Source organism: Mesorhizobium loti (assembly GCF_013170705.1).
Lineage (GTDB): Bacteria > Pseudomonadota > Alphaproteobacteria > Rhizobiales > Rhizobiaceae > Mesorhizobium > Mesorhizobium loti_D.
This window is the reverse complement of sequence record NZ_CP033334.1, coordinates 1,422,212-1,440,393: the sequence shown is the minus strand read 5'-3', so window position 1 is coordinate 1,440,393 and position 18,182 is coordinate 1,422,212. Positions and strand designations below refer to the sequence as shown.

Annotated in this window: 21 protein-coding genes; 14 read left to right on the top strand and 7 right to left on the bottom strand. The window is 63.9% G+C overall.

Annotated elements, in window-relative coordinates; genetic code table 11:
- Window positions 1-98 precede the first annotated feature (98 nt).
- The gene (locus EB815_RS06980; protein ID WP_056575404.1) at window positions 99-746 is read left to right on the top strand and encodes a thiamine phosphate synthase; all 648 of its coding nucleotides are present in this window, start codon (window positions 99-101) and stop codon (window positions 744-746) included.
- Between the two features lies 1 nt (window position 747).
- On the top strand, window positions 748-1,788 hold the full coding sequence (locus EB815_RS06975) for a tetratricopeptide repeat protein (protein ID WP_056575399.1): 1,041 nt from the start codon (window positions 748-750) through the stop codon (window positions 1,786-1,788).
- A 15-nt stretch (window positions 1,789-1,803) separates the two neighbouring features.
- Here EB815_RS06975 and EB815_RS06970 read toward each other — a convergent pair whose 3' ends face one another.
- Entirely contained in the window at window positions 1,804-2,820 is a 1,017-nt protein-coding gene (locus EB815_RS06970; RefSeq protein WP_056576464.1) for a zinc-dependent alcohol dehydrogenase family protein, read from the bottom strand.
- A 107-nt stretch (window positions 2,821-2,927) separates the two neighbouring features.
- Between EB815_RS06970 and EB815_RS06965 the strand changes: the two genes are divergently transcribed.
- From EB815_RS06965 to EB815_RS06935, 7 genes are all read left to right on the top strand, one after another.
- Window positions 2,928-3,785, top strand: coding sequence for a LysR family transcriptional regulator (locus EB815_RS06965; RefSeq protein ID WP_056575396.1), 858 nt, complete (start codon window positions 2,928-2,930; stop codon window positions 3,783-3,785).
- Window positions 3,786-3,901: 116 nt separating this feature from the next.
- Window positions 3,902-4,468, top strand: a complete 567-nt coding sequence (gene efp, locus EB815_RS06960; protein WP_019861758.1) for an elongation factor P — start codon at window positions 3,902-3,904, stop codon at window positions 4,466-4,468.
- A gap of 120 nt (window positions 4,469-4,588) precedes the next feature.
- Complete coding sequence (locus EB815_RS06955; RefSeq protein WP_056575392.1) at window positions 4,589-5,389, top strand: inositol monophosphatase family protein; 801 nt, start codon at window positions 4,589-4,591, stop codon at window positions 5,387-5,389.
- 100 nt (window positions 5,390-5,489) lie between these two features.
- Window positions 5,490-6,176 carry a PAQR family membrane homeostasis protein TrhA gene (gene trhA, locus EB815_RS06950; protein WP_056575389.1) on the top strand — a complete coding sequence of 229 codons (687 nt, stop codon included), beginning with the start codon at window positions 5,490-5,492 and terminating at the stop codon, window positions 6,174-6,176.
- A 164-nt stretch (window positions 6,177-6,340) separates the two neighbouring features.
- A complete protein-coding gene (locus EB815_RS06945; RefSeq protein ID WP_056575385.1) occupies window positions 6,341-7,366 on the top strand; it encodes a MotA/TolQ/ExbB proton channel family protein in 1,026 nt (341 codons plus the stop codon).
- 1 nt (window position 7,367) lies between these two features.
- On the top strand, window positions 7,368-8,399 hold the full coding sequence (locus tag EB815_RS06940) for a peptidoglycan -binding protein (protein WP_056575382.1): 1,032 nt from the start codon (window positions 7,368-7,370) through the stop codon (window positions 8,397-8,399).
- Window positions 8,400-8,647: 248 nt separating this feature from the next.
- On the top strand, window positions 8,648-9,076 hold the full coding sequence (locus EB815_RS06935) for a hypothetical protein (RefSeq protein ID WP_056575379.1): 429 nt from the start codon (window positions 8,648-8,650) through the stop codon (window positions 9,074-9,076).
- Between the two features lie 92 nt (window positions 9,077-9,168).
- Here EB815_RS06935 and EB815_RS06930 read toward each other — a convergent pair whose 3' ends face one another.
- Window positions 9,169-9,522 carry a DUF1304 domain-containing protein gene (locus EB815_RS06930; RefSeq protein WP_056575376.1) on the bottom strand — a complete coding sequence of 118 codons (354 nt, stop codon included), beginning with the start codon at window positions 9,520-9,522 and terminating at the stop codon, window positions 9,169-9,171.
- 243 nt (window positions 9,523-9,765) lie between these two features.
- Here EB815_RS06930 and EB815_RS06925 point away from each other — a divergent pair, with 243 nt between their 5' ends.
- Window positions 9,766-11,250, top strand: coding sequence for a carboxypeptidase M32 (locus EB815_RS06925; RefSeq protein WP_056575374.1), 1,485 nt, complete (start codon window positions 9,766-9,768; stop codon window positions 11,248-11,250).
- Window positions 11,251-11,446: 196 nt separating this feature from the next.
- Here the strand turns inward: EB815_RS06925 and EB815_RS06920 are convergent, their stop codons facing one another.
- Window positions 11,447-13,246, bottom strand: a complete 1,800-nt coding sequence (locus EB815_RS06920) for an ABC transporter transmembrane domain-containing protein (RefSeq protein ID WP_056575370.1) — start codon at window positions 13,244-13,246, stop codon at window positions 11,447-11,449.
- A gap of 206 nt (window positions 13,247-13,452) precedes the next feature.
- Here EB815_RS06920 and rpmE point away from each other — a divergent pair, with 206 nt between their 5' ends.
- A complete protein-coding gene (rpmE, locus tag EB815_RS06915) occupies window positions 13,453-13,674 on the top strand; it encodes a 50S ribosomal protein L31 (protein ID WP_010912060.1) in 222 nt (73 codons plus the stop codon).
- Window positions 13,675-13,821: 147 nt separating this feature from the next.
- Here the strand turns inward: rpmE and EB815_RS06910 are convergent, their stop codons facing one another.
- Entirely contained in the window at window positions 13,822-14,451 is a 630-nt protein-coding gene (locus tag EB815_RS06910; RefSeq protein WP_056575367.1) for a TetR/AcrR family transcriptional regulator, read from the bottom strand.
- A gap of 124 nt (window positions 14,452-14,575) precedes the next feature.
- Between EB815_RS06910 and EB815_RS06905 the strand changes: the two genes are divergently transcribed.
- Both EB815_RS06905 and EB815_RS06900 read left to right on the top strand, forming a co-directional pair.
- The gene (locus EB815_RS06905; RefSeq protein ID WP_056575364.1) at window positions 14,576-15,403 is read left to right on the top strand and encodes an NAD(P)H-binding protein; all 828 of its coding nucleotides are present in this window, start codon (window positions 14,576-14,578) and stop codon (window positions 15,401-15,403) included.
- Between the two features lies 1 nt (window position 15,404).
- Complete coding sequence (locus EB815_RS06900; RefSeq protein ID WP_056575361.1) at window positions 15,405-15,881, top strand: DUF1772 domain-containing protein; 477 nt, start codon at window positions 15,405-15,407, stop codon at window positions 15,879-15,881.
- A 102-nt stretch (window positions 15,882-15,983) separates the two neighbouring features.
- Here the strand turns inward: EB815_RS06900 and EB815_RS06895 are convergent, their stop codons facing one another.
- The 3 genes from EB815_RS06895 to EB815_RS06885 form a co-directional block, all read right to left on the bottom strand.
- On the bottom strand, window positions 15,984-16,331 hold the full coding sequence (locus EB815_RS06895) for a SelT/SelW/SelH family protein (RefSeq protein WP_056575358.1): 348 nt from the start codon (window positions 16,329-16,331) through the stop codon (window positions 15,984-15,986).
- Between the two features lie 31 nt (window positions 16,332-16,362).
- Window positions 16,363-17,112 carry a YebC/PmpR family DNA-binding transcriptional regulator gene (locus EB815_RS06890; RefSeq protein WP_056575355.1) on the bottom strand — a complete coding sequence of 250 codons (750 nt, stop codon included), beginning with the start codon at window positions 17,110-17,112 and terminating at the stop codon, window positions 16,363-16,365.
- A 204-nt stretch (window positions 17,113-17,316) separates the two neighbouring features.
- Complete coding sequence (locus EB815_RS06885) at window positions 17,317-17,640, bottom strand: ArsR/SmtB family transcription factor (RefSeq protein ID WP_056575352.1); 324 nt, start codon at window positions 17,638-17,640, stop codon at window positions 17,317-17,319.
- Between the two features lie 51 nt (window positions 17,641-17,691).
- Between EB815_RS06885 and EB815_RS06880 the strand changes: the two genes are divergently transcribed.
- Window positions 17,692-18,174, top strand: a complete 483-nt coding sequence (locus EB815_RS06880) for an SRPBCC domain-containing protein (protein ID WP_056575349.1) — start codon at window positions 17,692-17,694, stop codon at window positions 18,172-18,174.
- The last annotated feature ends 8 nt before the right edge of the window (window positions 18,175-18,182 follow it).

The following is an 18,182-nucleotide window of genomic DNA, read 5'->3' as shown; positions in this document are numbered from 1 at the left end:
CCATCCCGGCTGCCCGCCTGTTCAAAGCGGGCAGTTTGCTCTATGCCGCAATCCAACCATCTTCGCCCGGCATAGGCGAAACCCGGGATCGAAGAACCATGAACGACGCCACACCCCCAAATCGTTGCCGCATCGTGCTGATCGCGCCGCCCGGCGTGCCGGCCGCCCGCATCGCCGCCGCATTCGACGGCGGCGACGTCGCCTCGCTGATCCTGCCCGAGAACGGCATGGACGAGGCCTCCTTCCAGGCTTTTGCCGAGCAGATCGTGCCGACGGCCCAGGCCGCGGGCGTGGCCGTGATCATCGCCGGCGACACCCGCATCGCGGGCCGTGTCCAGGCCGACGGCATCCATGTCGAGGCGTCCAAGGCCGAACTCGCCGAAACGATCGAACATTTCCAGGCGAAGATGATGGTCGGCGCCGGCGGCGCCAAGAAGCGGGACGACGCACTGGAACTCGGTGAGGTCAGGCCGGATTACATCTTCTTCGGCCGCTTCGGCTACGACAACAAGCCGGAGCCGCATCCGCGCAATCTCTCGCTGGGCGAGTGGTGGGCGCAAATGATCCAGATCCCCTGCATCGTCATGGCCGGATCCGATCTGGCTTCTGTCGAGGAAGTGGCCGCCACCGGTGCCGAATTCGTCGCGCTGTCGAGCGCGGTGTTCGCCGATGGCGTCGATCCGCAAGCGGCAATAAGCTGGGCCAATGCGCTGCTCGACGAAACCGCGCCGCGCTTCGAGGACTGATGTGGCTCCGGTGAGGCTTCCCCTTCAGGCCTTGCTTGCAGCGGTCATGATCCAGGCCGCCGCCGCCGAAACGATTCCCTTGACGCAGCCCAAGCCCGAAACCGGCGTGCACACCGACAAGCCGATCGAAAAGCAGCTGCCGCAACCCGCCACCACGGCGGAGCCGGCGCCGCTGCCCTCGGCCGACAGCATCAATCCCGACCGCTTCGGGGCCAAGCCGGCGGACGCGGCCTACGGCGCCTTCCAGCGCGGGCTCTACAAGACGGCCTACAACCTTGCGCTGGTCCGCGCGAAAAATGGCGACCCGGCGGCGCAGACATTGGTGGCCGAGATCCTGTCGCGCGGGCTGGGCGTGCCGCTCAACACAGCGGAGGCGGCCAAATGGTACGCCGCCGCCGCCGAACAGGGCGTGCCGGAATCACAGTTCCAGTACGCGCTGATGCTGCTCGACGGCCGTTACGTCAAGAAGGACACGAAAGAGGCCTATGCCCTGATGCAGGCCGCGGCCGAAGCCGGCAACCAGCTGGCGCAGTTCAATTTCGCGCAGATGCTGGTCCAGCAGGATCCCGGCGACGCCGGCCTGACCAAAGCGGTCTCCTATTATGAGCGCGCCGCCGCGACCGGCCTCCCCGACGCGCAGTACGCCATGTCCCAGATCTACGCCAACGGCGTTGGCGGCAAGCCGCGCGACGATGCGCAGGCAAGGCGCTTCCTGGCGCAGGCCGCACGGCAGAACTATGACACCGCGCAGATCGATCTCGCCGCCTGGATGATCGAGGGTCGCGGGGGCGCCCGTGACCTGAAATCGGCTTTCGGCTGGACGAAGCAGGCTGCCGAGGGCGGCAATGTCGCCGCCCAGAACCGCCTGGCGAAACTCTATATGCAAGGCATCGGCACCGACCCGGACCTCGTGCTCGCCGGCGCCTGGTACATCGTCGCCCGCCGTGCCGGTCTCATCGACCCCGACATGGACGACTTCCTGCAAGGGCTGAGCGACGACCAGACCAAGCAGGCCCTGCAGAAGGCGAACCGCCTTCCCTGAGGCCAGCTCATCCGGTCATTGCGTGTGATCCAGGACGACCTTGCCGAAAGGCGACCCGTGCTCGAGGTGCCGGAAGGCCTCTGCCGCCTCCATCCAGGGAAAGACCCGATCGATGACCGGCCGCAGCCCGTTCACGAGAAGTGCCCGGTTCATTGCCTCGAAGGTTTCGCGCGAACCGACAGGTATGCCACGCGCCCTGACCTGGCGTCGGAAGATGTCCAGCGGATTGATCGCCCCGTCGCTGCCGCCGAGATAGCCGATGACATTGATCTGGGCGCCGCGCGCCGCGGCCTTCAGCGATTGGTCGAAACTTTGCGGCCCGCCGACTTCGATGATGTGGTCGGCACCTCGTCCGCCGGTCAGCGTCAAGACCGCCGTCGCCCAGTCCGGATCGCGGCGGTAATTGACGCCGTCATGCGCGCCGAGCGCCTTCGCCCGGGCGAGCTTGCCGTCGCTGCTTGAGGTGACGATGACGCGTGCGCCGGCCGCCGCGGCGAACTGCACCGCAAACAGCGAGACACCACCAGTGCCCAGGCTGAGCACGGTCTCGCCCGGCTTCAACCGCCCTTCGGTGAACAATGCATGCCAGGCCGTGACCGCGGCGCAAGGCAATGTCGCCGCTTCGATATCGCTGAGATGTGGTGGCGCGGGCACGGCCGCCTGTTCGTCCAGCCGCGCGAACTCGCTGAGCAGACCATCGATGGGGCCGCCACGCTGATAGGCAGGCTCGGCCATGGCGAAACTGCCGCCGACCCAGCGCTGCCAGAACGTGCCGCAGACGCGGTCGCCGACCTTGAAGCGGGTCACTTCGGCGCCAACCGCGACCACTTCGCCCACTCCGTCCGAAAGCGGTATCAGCGGGAGCGCAAAGGCGGTGTGGTAGCTGCCACGGGCGATCTCCACGTCACGGTAGTTGAGCGCGGTTGCCTTGACCTTGATGATCATCTCCTGGCGGCCCGGTTCAGGCTTCGGCCGCTCGACCATTCTGAGATTGTCGATGCCACCGGGAGCCTGCAATTCGATTGCCTTCATGGTCTTCCATTCCCTTTGCAAATCCGTCGAAGGGAAAATCGCTTGCAGGAACCATGATTTCAAATTCATAATAGTCAGAATGATTATGCATTCGGAGCATTGACGGAATGCTGGAGGAATTGCGCACGCTCGTCCTCTTCGCGGAGGAAGGTTCGATCCAGAAAGTGGCGCGGCGCCTGCCGCTGACGCAGCCTGCCGTCACGCGCCAGATGCAGCGACTGGAGGACATGCTCGGAACGACACTTCTCGATCGCCGGCAAAAGCCGCCGCGCCTGACCGCGGCGGGATTGGAGGTGCTGACACGCGCGAAAGACATACTGGCTTCGGTGGAAGCGCTGAAATCCTCGGCCGCCGACGCTGAGCCGCAGGGCGTGCTGCGTGTCGGTCTGGCGCACGGTTTGTCCGATGCAAGCGTTGCGGGCGCCGTCGCCGGCGCGGCCGTGCCGTTTCCAAGAATATCGTTGCGGCTCAAGACCGGCTGGAGCGCGGAGCTCATCGAGCAGTTCGAACGCGGTCAACTCGACATGGCGATCGTTCTGCGGCCTGCCGGTCATCAAGGCTCGGAAGTGCTCGGCACCGAACGTCTCTGCATCATAGCCCAGGCCGGCGCCCATCTCACGGACGCCCGGGGCCCCACGCCTTGGGTTCTCAGCCCCGAGCCTTGCGACGCGCGTCAGACGCTCCTCTCCGGCTTGGGCGGCGAACGGCATCGTCTTATCGTCGCGGCGGAAATTCAGGATCCGGCGATGCAGATGGAATGGGTCCGTCGGGGGCACGGCCTCGGCCTCATGCCGTTGCGGCTCGCGGCGCGAGGACTTCCCGACGGCCTCGCGCGTGTCGATCTCGAGGGTGTCGACCTTTCATTGCAGGTCGTGGCGCTGCGCTCGCCACATCTCAACCGGCTGGCGAAGGTCGTGGAAGCCATTGCAAGGACCGTCGGCGAAGCCATCAGGATCGAGGCCTGATACCGGCTGACCGGCTGCGGTCGATCCGGCGTCCCTTGCCTCTCCGGACGATTTGTGGTCTTGGGAGCCCCTAAATCGCTTGTCCCGGCGAAAATCTCATTCCGGATCCCATCATCATGGCCAAGATCAATGGCAACGAAATCCGTCCCGGCTACGTCATCGAGCACGATGGCGGCCTGTGGGTGGCGGTCAGGACCAACACCGTCAAGCCCGGCAAGGGCGGCGCCTACAACCAGGTCGAACTGAAGAACCTGATCAACGGCACCAAGCTCAACGAGCGCTTCCGCTCGGCTGAGACGGTCGAACAGATCCGGCTCGACCTGAAGGATTTTTCCTTCCTCTACGAGCAGGACGACGCGCTGGTGTTCATGGACACCCAGAGCTACGAACAGCTCGAACTGAACAAGGATTTCGTCGGCGACCGCGCCGCCTTCCTGCAGGACGGCATGATGGTGACGGTCCAGCTTTATGAGGAAAGGCCGATCGGCATCTCGCTGCCCGACTATGTGACCCTGACCATCACCGAGGCTGATCCGGTGGTGAAGGGCCAGACGGCGGCATCCTCGTACAAGCCAGCGGTCCTGGAGAACGGCATTCGCGTGTTGGTGCCGCCCTTCATCGGTGCCGGCGAACGCATCATCGTCGATACCAACGAAATCACTTACGTGCGCCGCGCCGACTAGAGCATGGTCCCGAAAAGTTGCAGACTTTTCGGACAAGATCATGCGCACAAAGACAAGCAGATGAAGCAGGGCCGCGATCCAATTTGAGTGATCCGCCCGGGCTTTTGGAGTTTCAACGATATGGCACGCTCAGCCCTTCTCAACGTCATGGTCCAGGCCGCAATGAAGGCCGGCCGCTCGCTGTCGCGCGACTTCGGCGAGGTCCAGAACCTGCAGGTCTCGCTGAAGGGTCCGGGCGACTATGTCAGCCAGGCCGACCGCAAGGCCGAGGACATCGTCTTCGCCGAATTGTCGAAGGCGCGCCCGGGCTACGGCTTCCTGATGGAAGAGCGCGGCGTGGTGGAAGGCGACGACAGCCAGCACCGCTGGATCGTCGATCCGCTCGACGGCACCACCAATTTCCTGCACGGCATCCCGCTTTTCGCCGTCTCGATCGCGCTGGAGCGCCAGGGCCAGATCGTCGCCGGCGTGATCTACAATCCGGCCATGGACGAGCTCTATACGACCGAGCGCGGCGGCGGCGCCTTCCTGAATGACCGCCGCCTGCGCGTCGCCGGCCGCACCAAGCTCGTCGACGCCGTCATCGGTTGCGGCGTGCCGCATCTGGGACGCGGCCAGCACGGTAATTTCCTGATCGAGTTGCGCCACGTCATGGCCGAGGTTTCCGGCATCAGGCGCCTTGGCTCGGCCTCGCTCGATCTTGCCTATGTGGCCGCCGGCCGCATGGACGGTTTCTGGGAAATCGGCCTGTCGGCCTGGGACATCGCCGCCGGGCTGCTGCTGATCCGGGAAGCCGGCGGTTTCGTCTCGGACATGGATGGCGGGCAGGACATGCTGGACAACGGCTCCGTCGTCGCCGGCAACGAGGTCATCCAGCGTGCGCTGCTGAAGACGGTGAAGAAGCCCCTCGCACCTCGCTGAAGCCTTCCGCAGCGCTGAACGGCCGCAGTCGCAAAACCGCCACCAAAGCTTGAAATACTGTCCGGTGGTTGCCCAGATATGGGGTGACGCAGGACGATCGATGGCAGACACACCGCCGCAACTCGAAATCCCCTTTGTCGGGCGCTGGCACTACTCCCGCGCGGAGATGATCGCCGACGGCATTGTCCATGCTGTCGGCATCGTGCTGGCGATCGCGGCCGGCTCGGCGCTGCTGGCGCTGGCGGCGTTTCGGGTCGGACCCGGCGAATACGTCGCCGCCGCCTTCTATGTCGTTTCGCTGCTCACCGTGCTCTCGGTGTCGCTGGCCTACAATCTGTGGCCGGTATCGTCACCGGCCAAATGGGTTCTGCGGCGCTTCGATCACGCCGCGATCTATCTTCTCATCGCCGCCACCTACACGCCTTTTCTGGCCCAGCTCGACGGCTCGCCGCTGGCCCGCTGGATGATCGCGCTGGTCTGGATCGCGGCGGCGACAGGCATCGTCATCAAGGTGTTCTTTCCCGGCCGTTTCGACCGGCTGGCGATCGTCTTCTATCTAGCCATCGGCTGGAGCGGCATTGTCCTGGTCAAGCCGCTCGTCGCGACACTGCCGACGACCTCGATCGTGCTCATCGTCGCCGGTGGCGTCGTCTATTCCAGCGGTGTCATTTTCTTCGCCTGGAAGGGGCTGCGTTTCCACAACGCGCTGTGGCACGGCTTCGTCGTCACTGGCGCTGGCCTGCATCTGGCGGCCATGGTCGACTGCCTGGTGATAAACCGCTTCTGATCCGCTCGCGGCATTATTGCCAAGCGCCATTCAATTTGGTCACAATTCCGTTTAGAGTCGCCAACTACGTGATCGGCGGCGCTGGAGCAATTCCAGGGAAAGTGTGAGCGGTTTCCCGTTCGGAATTGCGTAAAGGCAAATAGAGCATCGGAAACGGGGCACGGATGGCTTTTCTCAGATCCTTCGGCATGGGCAGGCGCTCCGACGTACTGATCTACGATCCGCATAAACTATCGAGTCCGCAGGTGTTCCTGCTGACCATGGTCATCTTCCTGGCCATCGTCGCCTTCATTGCCGCCATCCTGACCCGCCAGATCTCGACGGCTTTCGTCACCAATCCCGGCCTCAACGGCCTGATCATCGGCGTGCTGGTGGTCGGCATCCTGCTCGCTTTCGTCCAGGTCGGGCGGCTGTTTCGCGAGGTGCGCTGGGTCAACTCCTTCCGCGCCGGCTCGGAAACCACCGAACCGGTGCTGCTGGCCCCGATGAAAGCCATGATCGGCCGTTCCTCGACCATGGCCTTCTCGACCTCTTCCATGCGCACAATGCTGGATTCCATCGCCACGCGCCTCGACGAAAGCCGCGACACCTCGCGCTACCTGGTCGGCCTCCTGGTGTTCCTCGGCCTGCTCGGCACCTTCTGGGGCTTGTTGAACACGATCGGCTCGATTCGCGAGACCATCGAATCGCTCGATCCCGGCACGGGTGATGCAGCCGCGGTGCTCGATTCCCTGAAGCAGGGCCTGTCGGCGCCGTTGGCCGGCATGGGCACGGCCTTCTCATCCTCGCTGTTCGGCCTGTCCGGTTCGCTGGTGCTTGGCTTCCTCGATTTGCAGGCGGGCCGCGCCCAGACACGCTTCTACACCGAGCTTGAGAACTGGCTGTCCTCGGTCACGGATCTCTCTTCCGACATCGTCGTCTCCGATCCGGCCAAGTCCGAACCGTCGGACGAAATCCGCCTGTTGTCGGAGCGGCTACGCAGCATGCAGGAGAATGGCGGCGGCTCCAATCCTCGTGTCGCCACCGCCATGGCCAATCTCGCCGACGGCATTTCCGGCCTGGTCAAGAACATGCGCTCCGAGCAGCAGATCATGCGCGACTGGGTCGAGGCCCAGTCCGATGAACAGAAGGCGATGCGCAACACGCTGGAAAAGATCGCCGACGCCCTGAAGAAGCCCGGGGTGCACTGACATGGCGCTTGCCAGGGGCCGGCGTACCGATCGCCGCATCGACTACTGGCCGGGCTTTGTCGACGCTTTGTCGACGCTGCTGCTCGCCATCATGTTCCTGCTCACCGTTTTCGTGTTGGCGCAGTTCCTGCTCGGCCGCGAAATCTCCGGCAAGGACACGGTGCTCAATCGTCTCAACTCGCAGATCAACGAACTGACCCAGCTTCTGGCGCTGGAGCGCTCGACGGCACAGGACAAGGAGGATTCGCTCGCCAACCTGCAGGCGTCGCTGTCGGCGGCGGAGGCGGAAAAGAGCCGCCTCGAGCAATTGCTGGCGCAAGGTGCCGGTGCCGGCGACGCGGCCAACCAGCGTGCCGCGGAACTGGGCGGCGAACTCGACAACCAGCGCCAGATCAGCCAGCAGGCACTGAGCCAGGTCGAGATACTCAACCAGCAGATCGCCGCGCTTCGCAAGCAGATCGGAGCACTCGAGGACGCGCTCAACGTTTCGGAGGCCCGCGACCGCGATTCCAATACCAAGATCGCCGATCTCGGCCGCCGCCTCAACGTCGCCCTGGCGCAGCGCGTGCAGGAATTGAACCGCTACCGCTCCGACTTCTTCGGACGTCTGCGCGAGATCCTCGCCGACCGCGAGAACATCCGCATTGTCGGCGACCGTTTTGTCTTCCAGTCGGAAGTGCTGTTCCCGACCGGCTCCGAGGTCATCAACGATGCGGGCAAGGTCGAGATGAAAAAGCTCGCCGACGCCATCATCGAGTTGCAGAAGGAGATTCCGCCGGAGATCAACTGGGTGCTGCGTGTCGATGGCCACACCGACAACAAGCCGCTCTCGGGCACCGGCCGCTACCGCGACAATTGGGAGCTGTCGACGGCGCGTTCGACTTCGGTGGTCAAGTTCCTGATCGAGAACGGCGTGCCGGCCAACCGGCTGGTCGCCGCCGGCTTTGGCGAGTTCCAGCCGCTCGACCCTGCCGATACCGACGAGGCGCGCAACAAGAACCGCCGCATTGAACTGAAGCTCACCGAACGTTGAACCATCATCACGCGATGTCACGCGAATTTGTTCGACGGCTCAACTTTAGGGCGCAGACCGGTGTCGGCAAGGCCTGAAAAGATTATCTTTTTTTAATTCCACTTCGCGCCGGAGCGCTCCTAGCCTGCCGCCCAGGGCCGAGAACCGCCGGCGATGCCTCCCATCGCGACGCGACGGAACCCGACGGCCCGTGGCTGGAAGGCAGACGAAGGAACCGCTGCCTTTCCTCTTCTGGAGGAGACGCGACGATGCGCTCTTTTAACCCCACGCTCAGAACTGCGGCACTGACCGCATTCTTTATCGCCATTCCGCTCGCCGGCGCCTACGCCGCGGGCCATCACAAGGGCACTCTCGACGCGACGGATCCGACAGACATGACCGGCCCGCGTGTCGAGGCTCTCATGCAACAGGTTCAGGGTGTCCGCCAGGGCATTGTCGACGCCAGGCAGGCCAACAACATCACCCCGGCCGTGGCGGAGCGCCTGGAAATGCGTACCGTCCGCATCAACCAGGCAGCCGAGAAGATAGCCGCGTCGGATCACGGCAGGATACCGGCCGCGCAATATCATGAGCTGCTGCGCCGGCTCGACAATGTCGACCAGCGGCTCAGGGTCGACACCGGCAGCGGCTTCCTCATGGGCGATGGTTCCGACGGCGGAACCTATCCGAACGGCTGAGGCCTCTGGAACGGTCCACGAGGAAGCGACCTCCTGGCGCCTTCGGGACCCCGATCCCGCGGGCGTCCTTTTTCCTCACCGGCCCAGCCCGCCTACCAACCAAGCCAGAGCGCGACCAGGGCGACCACCGCCGGCACGGTCTGGATGAACAGGATCTTGCGGCCGACCGTCGCCGCGCCATAGAGGCCGGCAATGGCCACGCACAACAGGAAGAAGACCTTGACCTGAAAACCGGCAGCGCCGAGGTAAAGCCCCCAGATCAGGCCGGCGGCAAGAAATCCGTTGTAGAGGCCCTGATTGGCGGCGAGCACCTTCGAGGCCTGCGCGAATTCGGGCGTCAGGCGGAATGTCTTGTGCCCACGCGGCGTGTCCCAAAGCACCATCTCGAGATAGACGATGTAAACATGGATCAAGGCCACCAGCCCGACCAGGATGTCGCCGATCATTTTGCTCCCCCTGCACGCGTTGCCGCAGCATTTCATGTGTGGCATCGCCTGCGCAAGGTGCCATCCGCCGGACGGTATCCAGAGCAATTCCAGCAAAGGCGCGCAGCGCTTTCCCCGGGGAATTGCATCAAAGCAATGAGTCGGTGCAGGGTGCCGTTTCCGTGAAACGCTGAACCGCTCCGAGGGTTGCCAACGCTTTTGCGTTGGTGTCTTTTCGCGCCGTCCTCAATCACGGAATCCGCCATGTCCTTTCAGAAACTCGACGACCTCGGCCACAAGCTCGAAGCGCTTGAGCATGCGCTGGCCATCCTCGGCGCCGACGAAGCGACACATATGGCCGTCGGCGGCGGTGAGAAGCGTGCGGAGGCAATGGCGGCGCTGGCCGGCATGTACCACACCAGGGCGACCGCACCGGAGATATCGGACTGGATCGCCGCCGCGGAAGGCGAGGCGCTCGACGACGAGCAGCGCGCGGCGCTCGGCGAACTGCGGCGGCAGTATACCAACCTGACCTGCCTGCCTGTCGAATTCGTCGAACGCCAGACGACGGCGCGCATGCGTTGCGAGCAGCTATGGCGCGACCTGCGCGCCAAGAACGATTGGGCGGGCTTCCAGCCTGCGCTCGAGGGTGTCGTGGCGCTGGTGCGCGAAGAGGCGGCTCTGCGCTCCGACGTGCTCGGCCTCGCCCCCTACGATGCGCTGATGGAGCAATTCGACCCCGGCAACCGCACCGCGGACATCACCCCTGTCTTCGCCGACCTGAAAGCCTTCCTCAAGGGATTCGTACCGGAGGCACTGGCAATCCAGGAGGCGCGGCTGCGCAAGCATCCGCTGAAGCCGCTTTCGGGTACCTATGCGATCGACAAGCAGCGCGAACTCGGCCTTGCCATGATGGCTGCGGTCGGTTTCGACCTGACGCACGGCTCGCTGTCGGTGTCGCACCATCCCTTCTGCGGCGGCGTGCCCAGCGACGTGCGCATCACCACCCGCTACAAGACGTCCGATTTCCTGTCGGCGCTGATGGGTGTGCTGCACGAGACCGGCCATGCGCTCTATGAACAGAACCTGCCGAAAGCATGGTCGCATTGGCCGCTGGGCAAGGCGCGCGGCATGGCCGTGCACGAAAGCCAGAGCCTCTTCGTCGAAAAGCAGATCGGCCGCAATCCCGCCTTCTGGCGCTGGGCGCTGCCGGTGGTGGAGAAGCATCTCGGCGAGGCCTGGTCGCTCGACGACCTTCTACCGCATGTGCATCGCGTCGAGCGCGGCCTGATCCGCGTCGACGCCGACGAGGTGACCTATCCCCTGCATGTCATCCTGCGCTACGAACTGGAGCAGGAGCTGGTCTCGGGCAGGCTGGAGGTGGCTGATCTTCCCGAAGCGTGGGACGCCAAGATGCGCGACTATCTCGGCCTTTCCACCATCGACAATCCGGCCGACGGGCCGATGCAGGACGTGCATTGGCCGGGCGCGGCCTTCGGCTACTTCCCGTCCTACACGCTGGGCGCGATGATGGCGGCGCAGCAATGGGCCGCGCTGACCAGGGAACACCCCTCCGCCGATGACGACCTGGCGAAAGGGAATTTCGCCGCCATCAACGACTGGCGCCGCGATAAGATATGGTCACAGGGGTCGCGCTGGTCGACACCGGACCTGCTCGAGCGCGCTACCGGCGAAAGGCTCAACGCCGTGTATTTCGTCAATCACTTGAAGCAGCGCTACGGCGGATGAAATCCGCCACCGCCATCCGGTTTCGGTGATTGGCGACAAGCGCCGGCGAACAGCAAGGCGACGAGGTATTCGCCGTCCGGCCACCGGGCTTCCACGTCTTGCGGGATCGCCTCGCTTTTCCATCACTGGTGGTATCCGGCGGTTGCTGCAAGACGCTCCGATCATGCGGGCGAACTGACCGCCATGCCGGAAATGCCTACTCCGCCGCACCCCTGAAGGCGCTGGCGCCGGTCTCGAACTGCAGCTTGGCCAGCCTGGCATAGATGCCGCCCTTGGCGACAAGGCTCTGATGCGTGCCTTCCTCGACGATTCGGCCGCCATCCATGACGAGGATCCTGTCGGCCTTCAGCACCGTTGCCAGCCGGTGGGCGATGACGATTGTGGTGCGGCCCTGCATCAGCCGCTCCAGCGCCGTCTGCACCAGCGTCTCGCTTTCGGCGTCGAGCGCCGAGGTCGCTTCGTCGAGCAGCAGGATCGGCGCGTCGCGCAGGATGGCGCGGGCGATCGCCACGCGCTGGCGCTGGCCGCCGGACAGCGTCACGCCGCGCTCGCCGACCTGGCTGTCATAGCCATTTTCGAGCTTGAGGATGAATTCGTCGGCCAGCGCGTCCTTCGCGGCCGCCTCGATCTCGGCATTGCCGGCGCCCGGCCGGCCGAAGCCGATATTGTCGCGCGCGCTCGCCGCGAAAATGGTGACGTCCTGCGGCACGATGGCGATGCGCTCGCGCACCGAAACCGGATCGGCTTCGCGCACGTCGACGCCATCGATCAGGATCTTGCCGGTCTCTGGATCGTAGAAACGCAGGATCAGCGAAAACACCGTGCTCTTGCCGGCCCCGGAGGGACCGACGATGGCCACCGTCTCGCCGGGCATGACCTGAAAACTCAAGCCATGGACGGCGGCGCGGTCTGGCCTTGCCGGATAGGAGAAGGAGACGTCGTCGAAGACGATCGCGCCCTTGGCGATCGACGGCAGCGGCTTTGGATCGGCCGGCGCCTGGATCGCCGGCTTCTCGGCGAGGATTTCGGTCAGCCGTTCGGCGGCGCCAGCAGCCTGAGCCAGTTCGCCCCAGACCTCCGACAGCGCGCCGAGCGCACCGGCGGCGAACACCGAATAGAGCAGGAACTGGCCGAGCGTGCCTGGCGACAGATTGCCGTCGAGCACATCGCGCGAGCCGAACCACAGCACTGCCACGACAGACGAGAAGATGGTGAAAATGGCAAAGAAGGTGAGGAAGGAGCGTGCGAAGATCGAGGCGCGTGCAGCCTCGAAAGCAGCCTCCACCGCGCCCGAAAACCGCCCGGTGACCAGTTTCTCATTGGTGAAGGCCTGCAGCGTGCGCACCGCGCCGATCTGCTCGCTGGCGTAGGCTGTCGCCTCGGCAAGCGTATCCTGCGCCTGCCTTGACTTGCGCCGCACCGAGCGGCCGAAGGCGACCAGGGGCAGCACGATGATGGGAATGGCTGCGATGACCAGGCCGGACAGTTTTGGGCTGGTGATGACCATCATTCCCACCGCGCCGAGGCCGAGGATGACGTTGCGCAGCGCGACCGAGGCGGTCGCGCCGACCGCCGATTTGACCTGCGTGGTATCGGCGGCGAGCCGCGACACGATCTCGCCCGACTGCGCGGTGTCGAAAAAGGCAGGCGACAGCGTCGTCACATGGGCAAAGACATCGCGCCTGATATCGGCGACGACGCGTTCCCCCAGCGTGATGACGAAATAATAACGGCAGGCCGATGCCGCCGCCAGCATGGCGGCCATCGCCACCAGCGCGGCAAAGTATTCAGCAATGAAGGTGGTGCTGGAGGACGAGAAGCCGTGGTCGATCATGCGCCGTACGGCCAGCGGCAGCGCCAATGTCGTTGCCGCGGCGATGGCCAGCGAGATGAGGGCGCCGACGACCAGCGTGCGATATTGCGTGATATAGGGGAACAGGCGTCGGAGCGGCTTGAGCGAGCGTCGGCGCTCGTCTGCGCTGCTTGATTGCGCCATCTCGGTGTTTCCTCTAGCCGCTTCAGCTCTAGGCGTCGCAATATGCGCTTGCCGCGGCCTTGTGATTCAATTCCGCCTGATGTATAGGCTCGCCGACCGTTTTAGAAGCCGTGGCTCCTCAATAGCTGCGGCTTCGAGTTTTAAAAAGAGGCGCATCGACGCAGGCTTATGCCCGTCAGCCGCGCCGGCAAGCCAGGAACCGAGCCATGAAGAGCGCTATCCATCCCGACTACCACACCATCAAGGTCGTCATGACCGACGGCACCGAATACACGACCCGTTCGACCTGGGGCAAGGAAGGCGATACGATGAACCTCGATATCGACCCGACCACCCACCCGGCCTGGACCGGCGGCCAGCAGACCCTGCTCGACCGCGGCGGCCGCTTGTCGAAGTTCAAGAAGCGCTTCGAAGGTTTCGGCCTCTAAGCCGGACAAGCCCTTGCAGATCAAAGACCCGCCTTCGTGGCGGGTTTTTTGTTGACCAGTGCTCTCTTCTCCCCGTCACTATGCGGGGAGAAGGACGCAGTCGCAGGCGGTTTCGCTACCGATGCGGCAGAAACGCCAAAGTCGTCTCTACTCAGCCAGCAATTCCCGCAGCGCCATGCGCTTGTAGGCTGTGACCAGCCTGTCGCCCTCCTGTCGGTCGACGGAGATGGCCAGCCGTACCGCGGCCTCGCCCATTTGCCAAACCAGAAACGCCGTGGTTTCCAGGGCGACAGGGTCGGCGCCGGGACGTAGCCGTTTCAACACCGCGACAAGGAACTCCGCATTGGCCCGGCTGTCGGCGAGTTCGAGCTGGCGCAGCGCCTTGTCGGCTTGCGTGCCCGACCAGATGTCGCGCATCACCGGCTCGGCCAGGAACAGCCCGTAATAGATATCGACCAGCTCGGAGAAAGCCCGTCGCAGGCCTTCGGCATCGTCTACATTGGCGAGTGCCGCTGAAATGCAGGCCTGGCTCTCGGCCGTGTAGCGCTCGGCCAGCGCCCAGATGATCGCCCGCTTGTCGGGAAAGAACTGGTAGAGCGAGCCGATCGACACCCCTGCCCGCTCCGCCACCTCGCCCATGCGCATGGCATCGCTGCCTTGCTCCGTGATCAGCGCCGAGGCTGCGGCCAGCATGCGTTCCACCCGCTCGCGGCTGCGCTGCTGGCTTGGCGCCCGCCGTGGCGAAGCGATCTGCTCGTTGGCCGGCGTGCCTTCCATGGACTGTCTCCAATAACGCATTCGGCACAATCGCCGGAGAATGGCTTGACTCGCAAAATACGAGGGTTTATCACGTTTTGCAAATATGAGGATTACTCATGTTTTGAAACGGAGGAAAACCACCATGACCGACACCAAACCAATCCTGATCCTCGGCGGCACCGGCAAGACCGGCCGCCGTCTTGCCGAGCGGCTGAAGGCGCGGGGCATTCCGGTACGGATCGGCTCCCGTTCCGGCACGCCGCGCTTCGATTGGGAAGCTCCGGCAAGCTGGGCTCCTGCACTCGAGGACGTCAGCGCGGTCTACATCAGCTACTATCCCGACATTGCCGTGCCGGGTGCTGCCGAAGTGATCGGTGCCTTCACCCGCCTTGCCGTGGGGCATGGCGTCCGCCGGCTGGTGCTGTTGTCGGGCCGCGGCGAAACGGAAGCCCAGCGCGCCGAAGAGATGCTGAAGGCTTCCGGGGCCGACTGGACGATCCTGCGCTGCGCCTGGTTCTCGCAGAATTTCAGCGAGGGCTTTCTTGTCGAGCCGCTGCTGGCGGGCGAGGTGGCACTGCCGGTCGGACCTGTCGGCGAACCCTTTGTAGACGTCGACGACATCGCCGACGCCGCCGAAGTGGTGCTGACCCAGCCCGGTCATATCGGCCAGCTCTATGAGCTCACGGGGCCGCGGCTTTTGAGCTTCGCCGACGCGGTCGCCGAAATTGCCAAGGCGGCGGGACGCGAGATCCGCTTTGTCAGGATTTCGCATGACGAGTTCACGAACGCCGTCGCCTCGCATGGACTGCCACCCGAATTCGTCTGGCTGCTCGATGAACTGTTCACCCAGGTGCTCGACGGCCGCAACGAGTCGCTCACCGACGGTGTCCAGCGCGTGCTTGGCCGTGCGCCGAAAGACTTTTCCGCCTACGCAAGCGAAACCGCCGCCAGCCAAATCTGGAGCAACTGAGATGATCAAGCTTCTGCCCGCTCTCACCATCATTGCCGCGATGAGCTCGGGCCTCGTCGCCGGCGTATTCTTCGCCTTCTCCAATTTCGTCATGGCGGCGCTTGCCCGGCTGCCCGTCCCACAAGGCATCGCGGCGATGAACTCGATCAACGTCACGGTGATCACGCCGACTTTCATGACGGCGCTTTTCGGTACCGGCCTGCTCTGTCTGGTGCTTATCGCCGCCGCCATCATGGGCTGGAGCCAGTCCGGCTCGTACTGGCTGCTTGCCGGCGCGGTGATCTACCTGATCGGCAACCCGATCGTGACCATGGTCTTCAACGTGCCGCTCAACGACGCGCTTGCCACCGTCGACGCGGCCACCAGCAACGGCGCCGCCGTGTGGGCGAACCATCTGAGCCAATGGGTGATGTGGAACCACGTCCGCACCATCACCGCCATCGTGGCGATGGCCTGCTTTATCTTCGCGTTGCTCTAGAAAGCAATTCCAGGAAAAGTGTAGGCGGTTTTCCCGGGAGAGCGCGCGGCGCTTTCCCTTGGGAATTGCGTCAAACAAGGCAGTCGATGAAACGAAAAGACTTCAGGCGGGGTCTTTTTGCGCGTGCCCTTTTGACGTGTGGCCCTTGCGATCGGAATGACCGAGATCGCGATCCGGGTCGATCACGTCGCGCACCAGCTGCTTGAGCTTTGCCGCATCGGGAAAGCCGCCGTCGCGCTTGCGGTCCCAGACCAGCACGTCGTTGCAGGAGACGGTGAAGATCCCGCCGGTGCCGGGCACCAGCGTCACCTCGCCGAGGTCGGTGCCGAAGGTGGAGAGCAGCTCCTGTGCCATCCAGCCAGCGCGCAGCAGCCACTGGCACTGCGTGCAATAGGTGATGCGGATGGCGGGCAACGGCTTCTCGTTCATATCGGATTGAGCTCTGCTCATATCGGATTGAGCTCTGCTCATATCCCGCCGATCACGCCGCGCTGAGCTTGGCCAAGGTCTCGTCGTCGACCTCGAAATTGGCGTAGACGCTTTGCACGTCGTCGTCGTCCTCGAGCGTGGCGACCAGCTTCATCAGCGACTGTGCCCGTTCCTCATCGACCGGGACATTGGTCTGAGGCTGCCAGATCAGCTTCACCGATTCAGCCTCGCCGAGCGCGGTTTCCAGCGCCTTCGACACCTCGCCGAGATTCTCGAAGGCGCAATAGATCGTGTGGCCTTCCTCGTCCGACTCGACATCGTCGGCGCCGGCTTCGATCGCCGCTTCCATGACCTTGTCGGCGCTGCCGGCCGATGCCGGATAGTAGATCTCGCCGACACGGTCCCACATGAAGGATACCGAGCCGGTTTCACCCATCGCGCCGCCGGCCTTGGTGAAGGCGGCCCGCACATTCGACGCCGAGCGGTTGCGGTTGTCGGTCAAGGCCTCGACGATGACGGCGACGCCACCTGGGCCATAGCCTTCATAGCGCACAGCCTCGTAGTTCTCGGCATCGCCCATCGAGGCCTTGTTGATGGCGCGCTGGATATTGTCCTTCGGCATCGACACGGCCTTGGCGTTCTGGATCGCCAGCCGCAGGCGTGGATTCATCGATGGATCGGGCGTGCCGCTCTTGGCAGCAACGGTTATTTCGCGCGCCAGCTTGGAAAACATTTTCGACCGCACCGCGTCCTGACGGCCCTTGCGGTGCATGATGTTCTTGAACTGCGAATGGCCAGCCATGGCACCCCTGTCGTCTTCTCGGCTAGAGCATCCTGCAGCCAGGTGGATCACCTTGCCCTTCGCAAAAATGCTCGAATTCAAAATTTCAGAGCGTCCCAGGTGCAACCCACGGAAGCACGGCGTTCTCTGTCGGAATGGCCGGCTTATAGATAAATCGGCTCAATTCGTCCAGCGCGCCGTGTTGCGGCGATCTCTTGCAACGCGTTATGCCTCCAGATCGGACTTCAGCCGGTCGATGATACTGAGCGCATGGCCGGCATACTGACTGATCCAGCGGTCATGGATCTGCTTGATGGGCAGGGAATTGAGGTGGTTCCAGCGTTCGCGACCGTCGCGGCGCGCCACGATCAGCTCCGCCTCCTCCAGCACCTTGAGATGCAGCATGACGGTGCAGCGGTCGATGTCGGGAAAAGCATCGCACAGCATGCCGGTGGTCTTCGGCTCGTCCTTCAGCTGATCCAGCATTTCGCGCCGGCGCGGATGCGCCAGCGCCTTGAAAACATTGTCGTCTTGCGATCGGCTTGACATGTTATATTTCTATAACATATCCTCGAACCTATCAAGCAAGGAGCTGTGGATATGTCCCTTGGATTTCGGGTTTCAGGACGCATTGGCAGGCCGGTCGCCGAAGTCTTCGACGCGGTCGTCAATCCGAAGAAGCTGAGCGGCTATTTCACCACCATCGGCGGCGCCAGCGCGCCGCTGGAAACCGGTATTGGCGTCGTCTGGTGGGGCAAGGTGCCGGTCGAGGTCGACGAGGTGGTCAAGGACAGCCGCATCGTGCTGCGCTGGGACGCCACCGATGCCGACGGCAAGCCGGCCTACAAGACCCGCATCGAGATGAATTTCGAACCGCTGGATGATGGCGGCACCTTCGTCACCATTGCCGAGAGCGGCTGGCGGGAAGGCGCGGTCGGCCTGAAGAAATCCTACCTCAACTGCGAGGGCTGGTCGCAGATGCTGGCCTGCATGAAGGCCTATGTCGAATACGGCATCAATCTGCGCGACGGCTATTACCGCAGCGAGATGAAGGGCGAACCCGCCAACGAGACCAATGTTTGAGCAGGCAA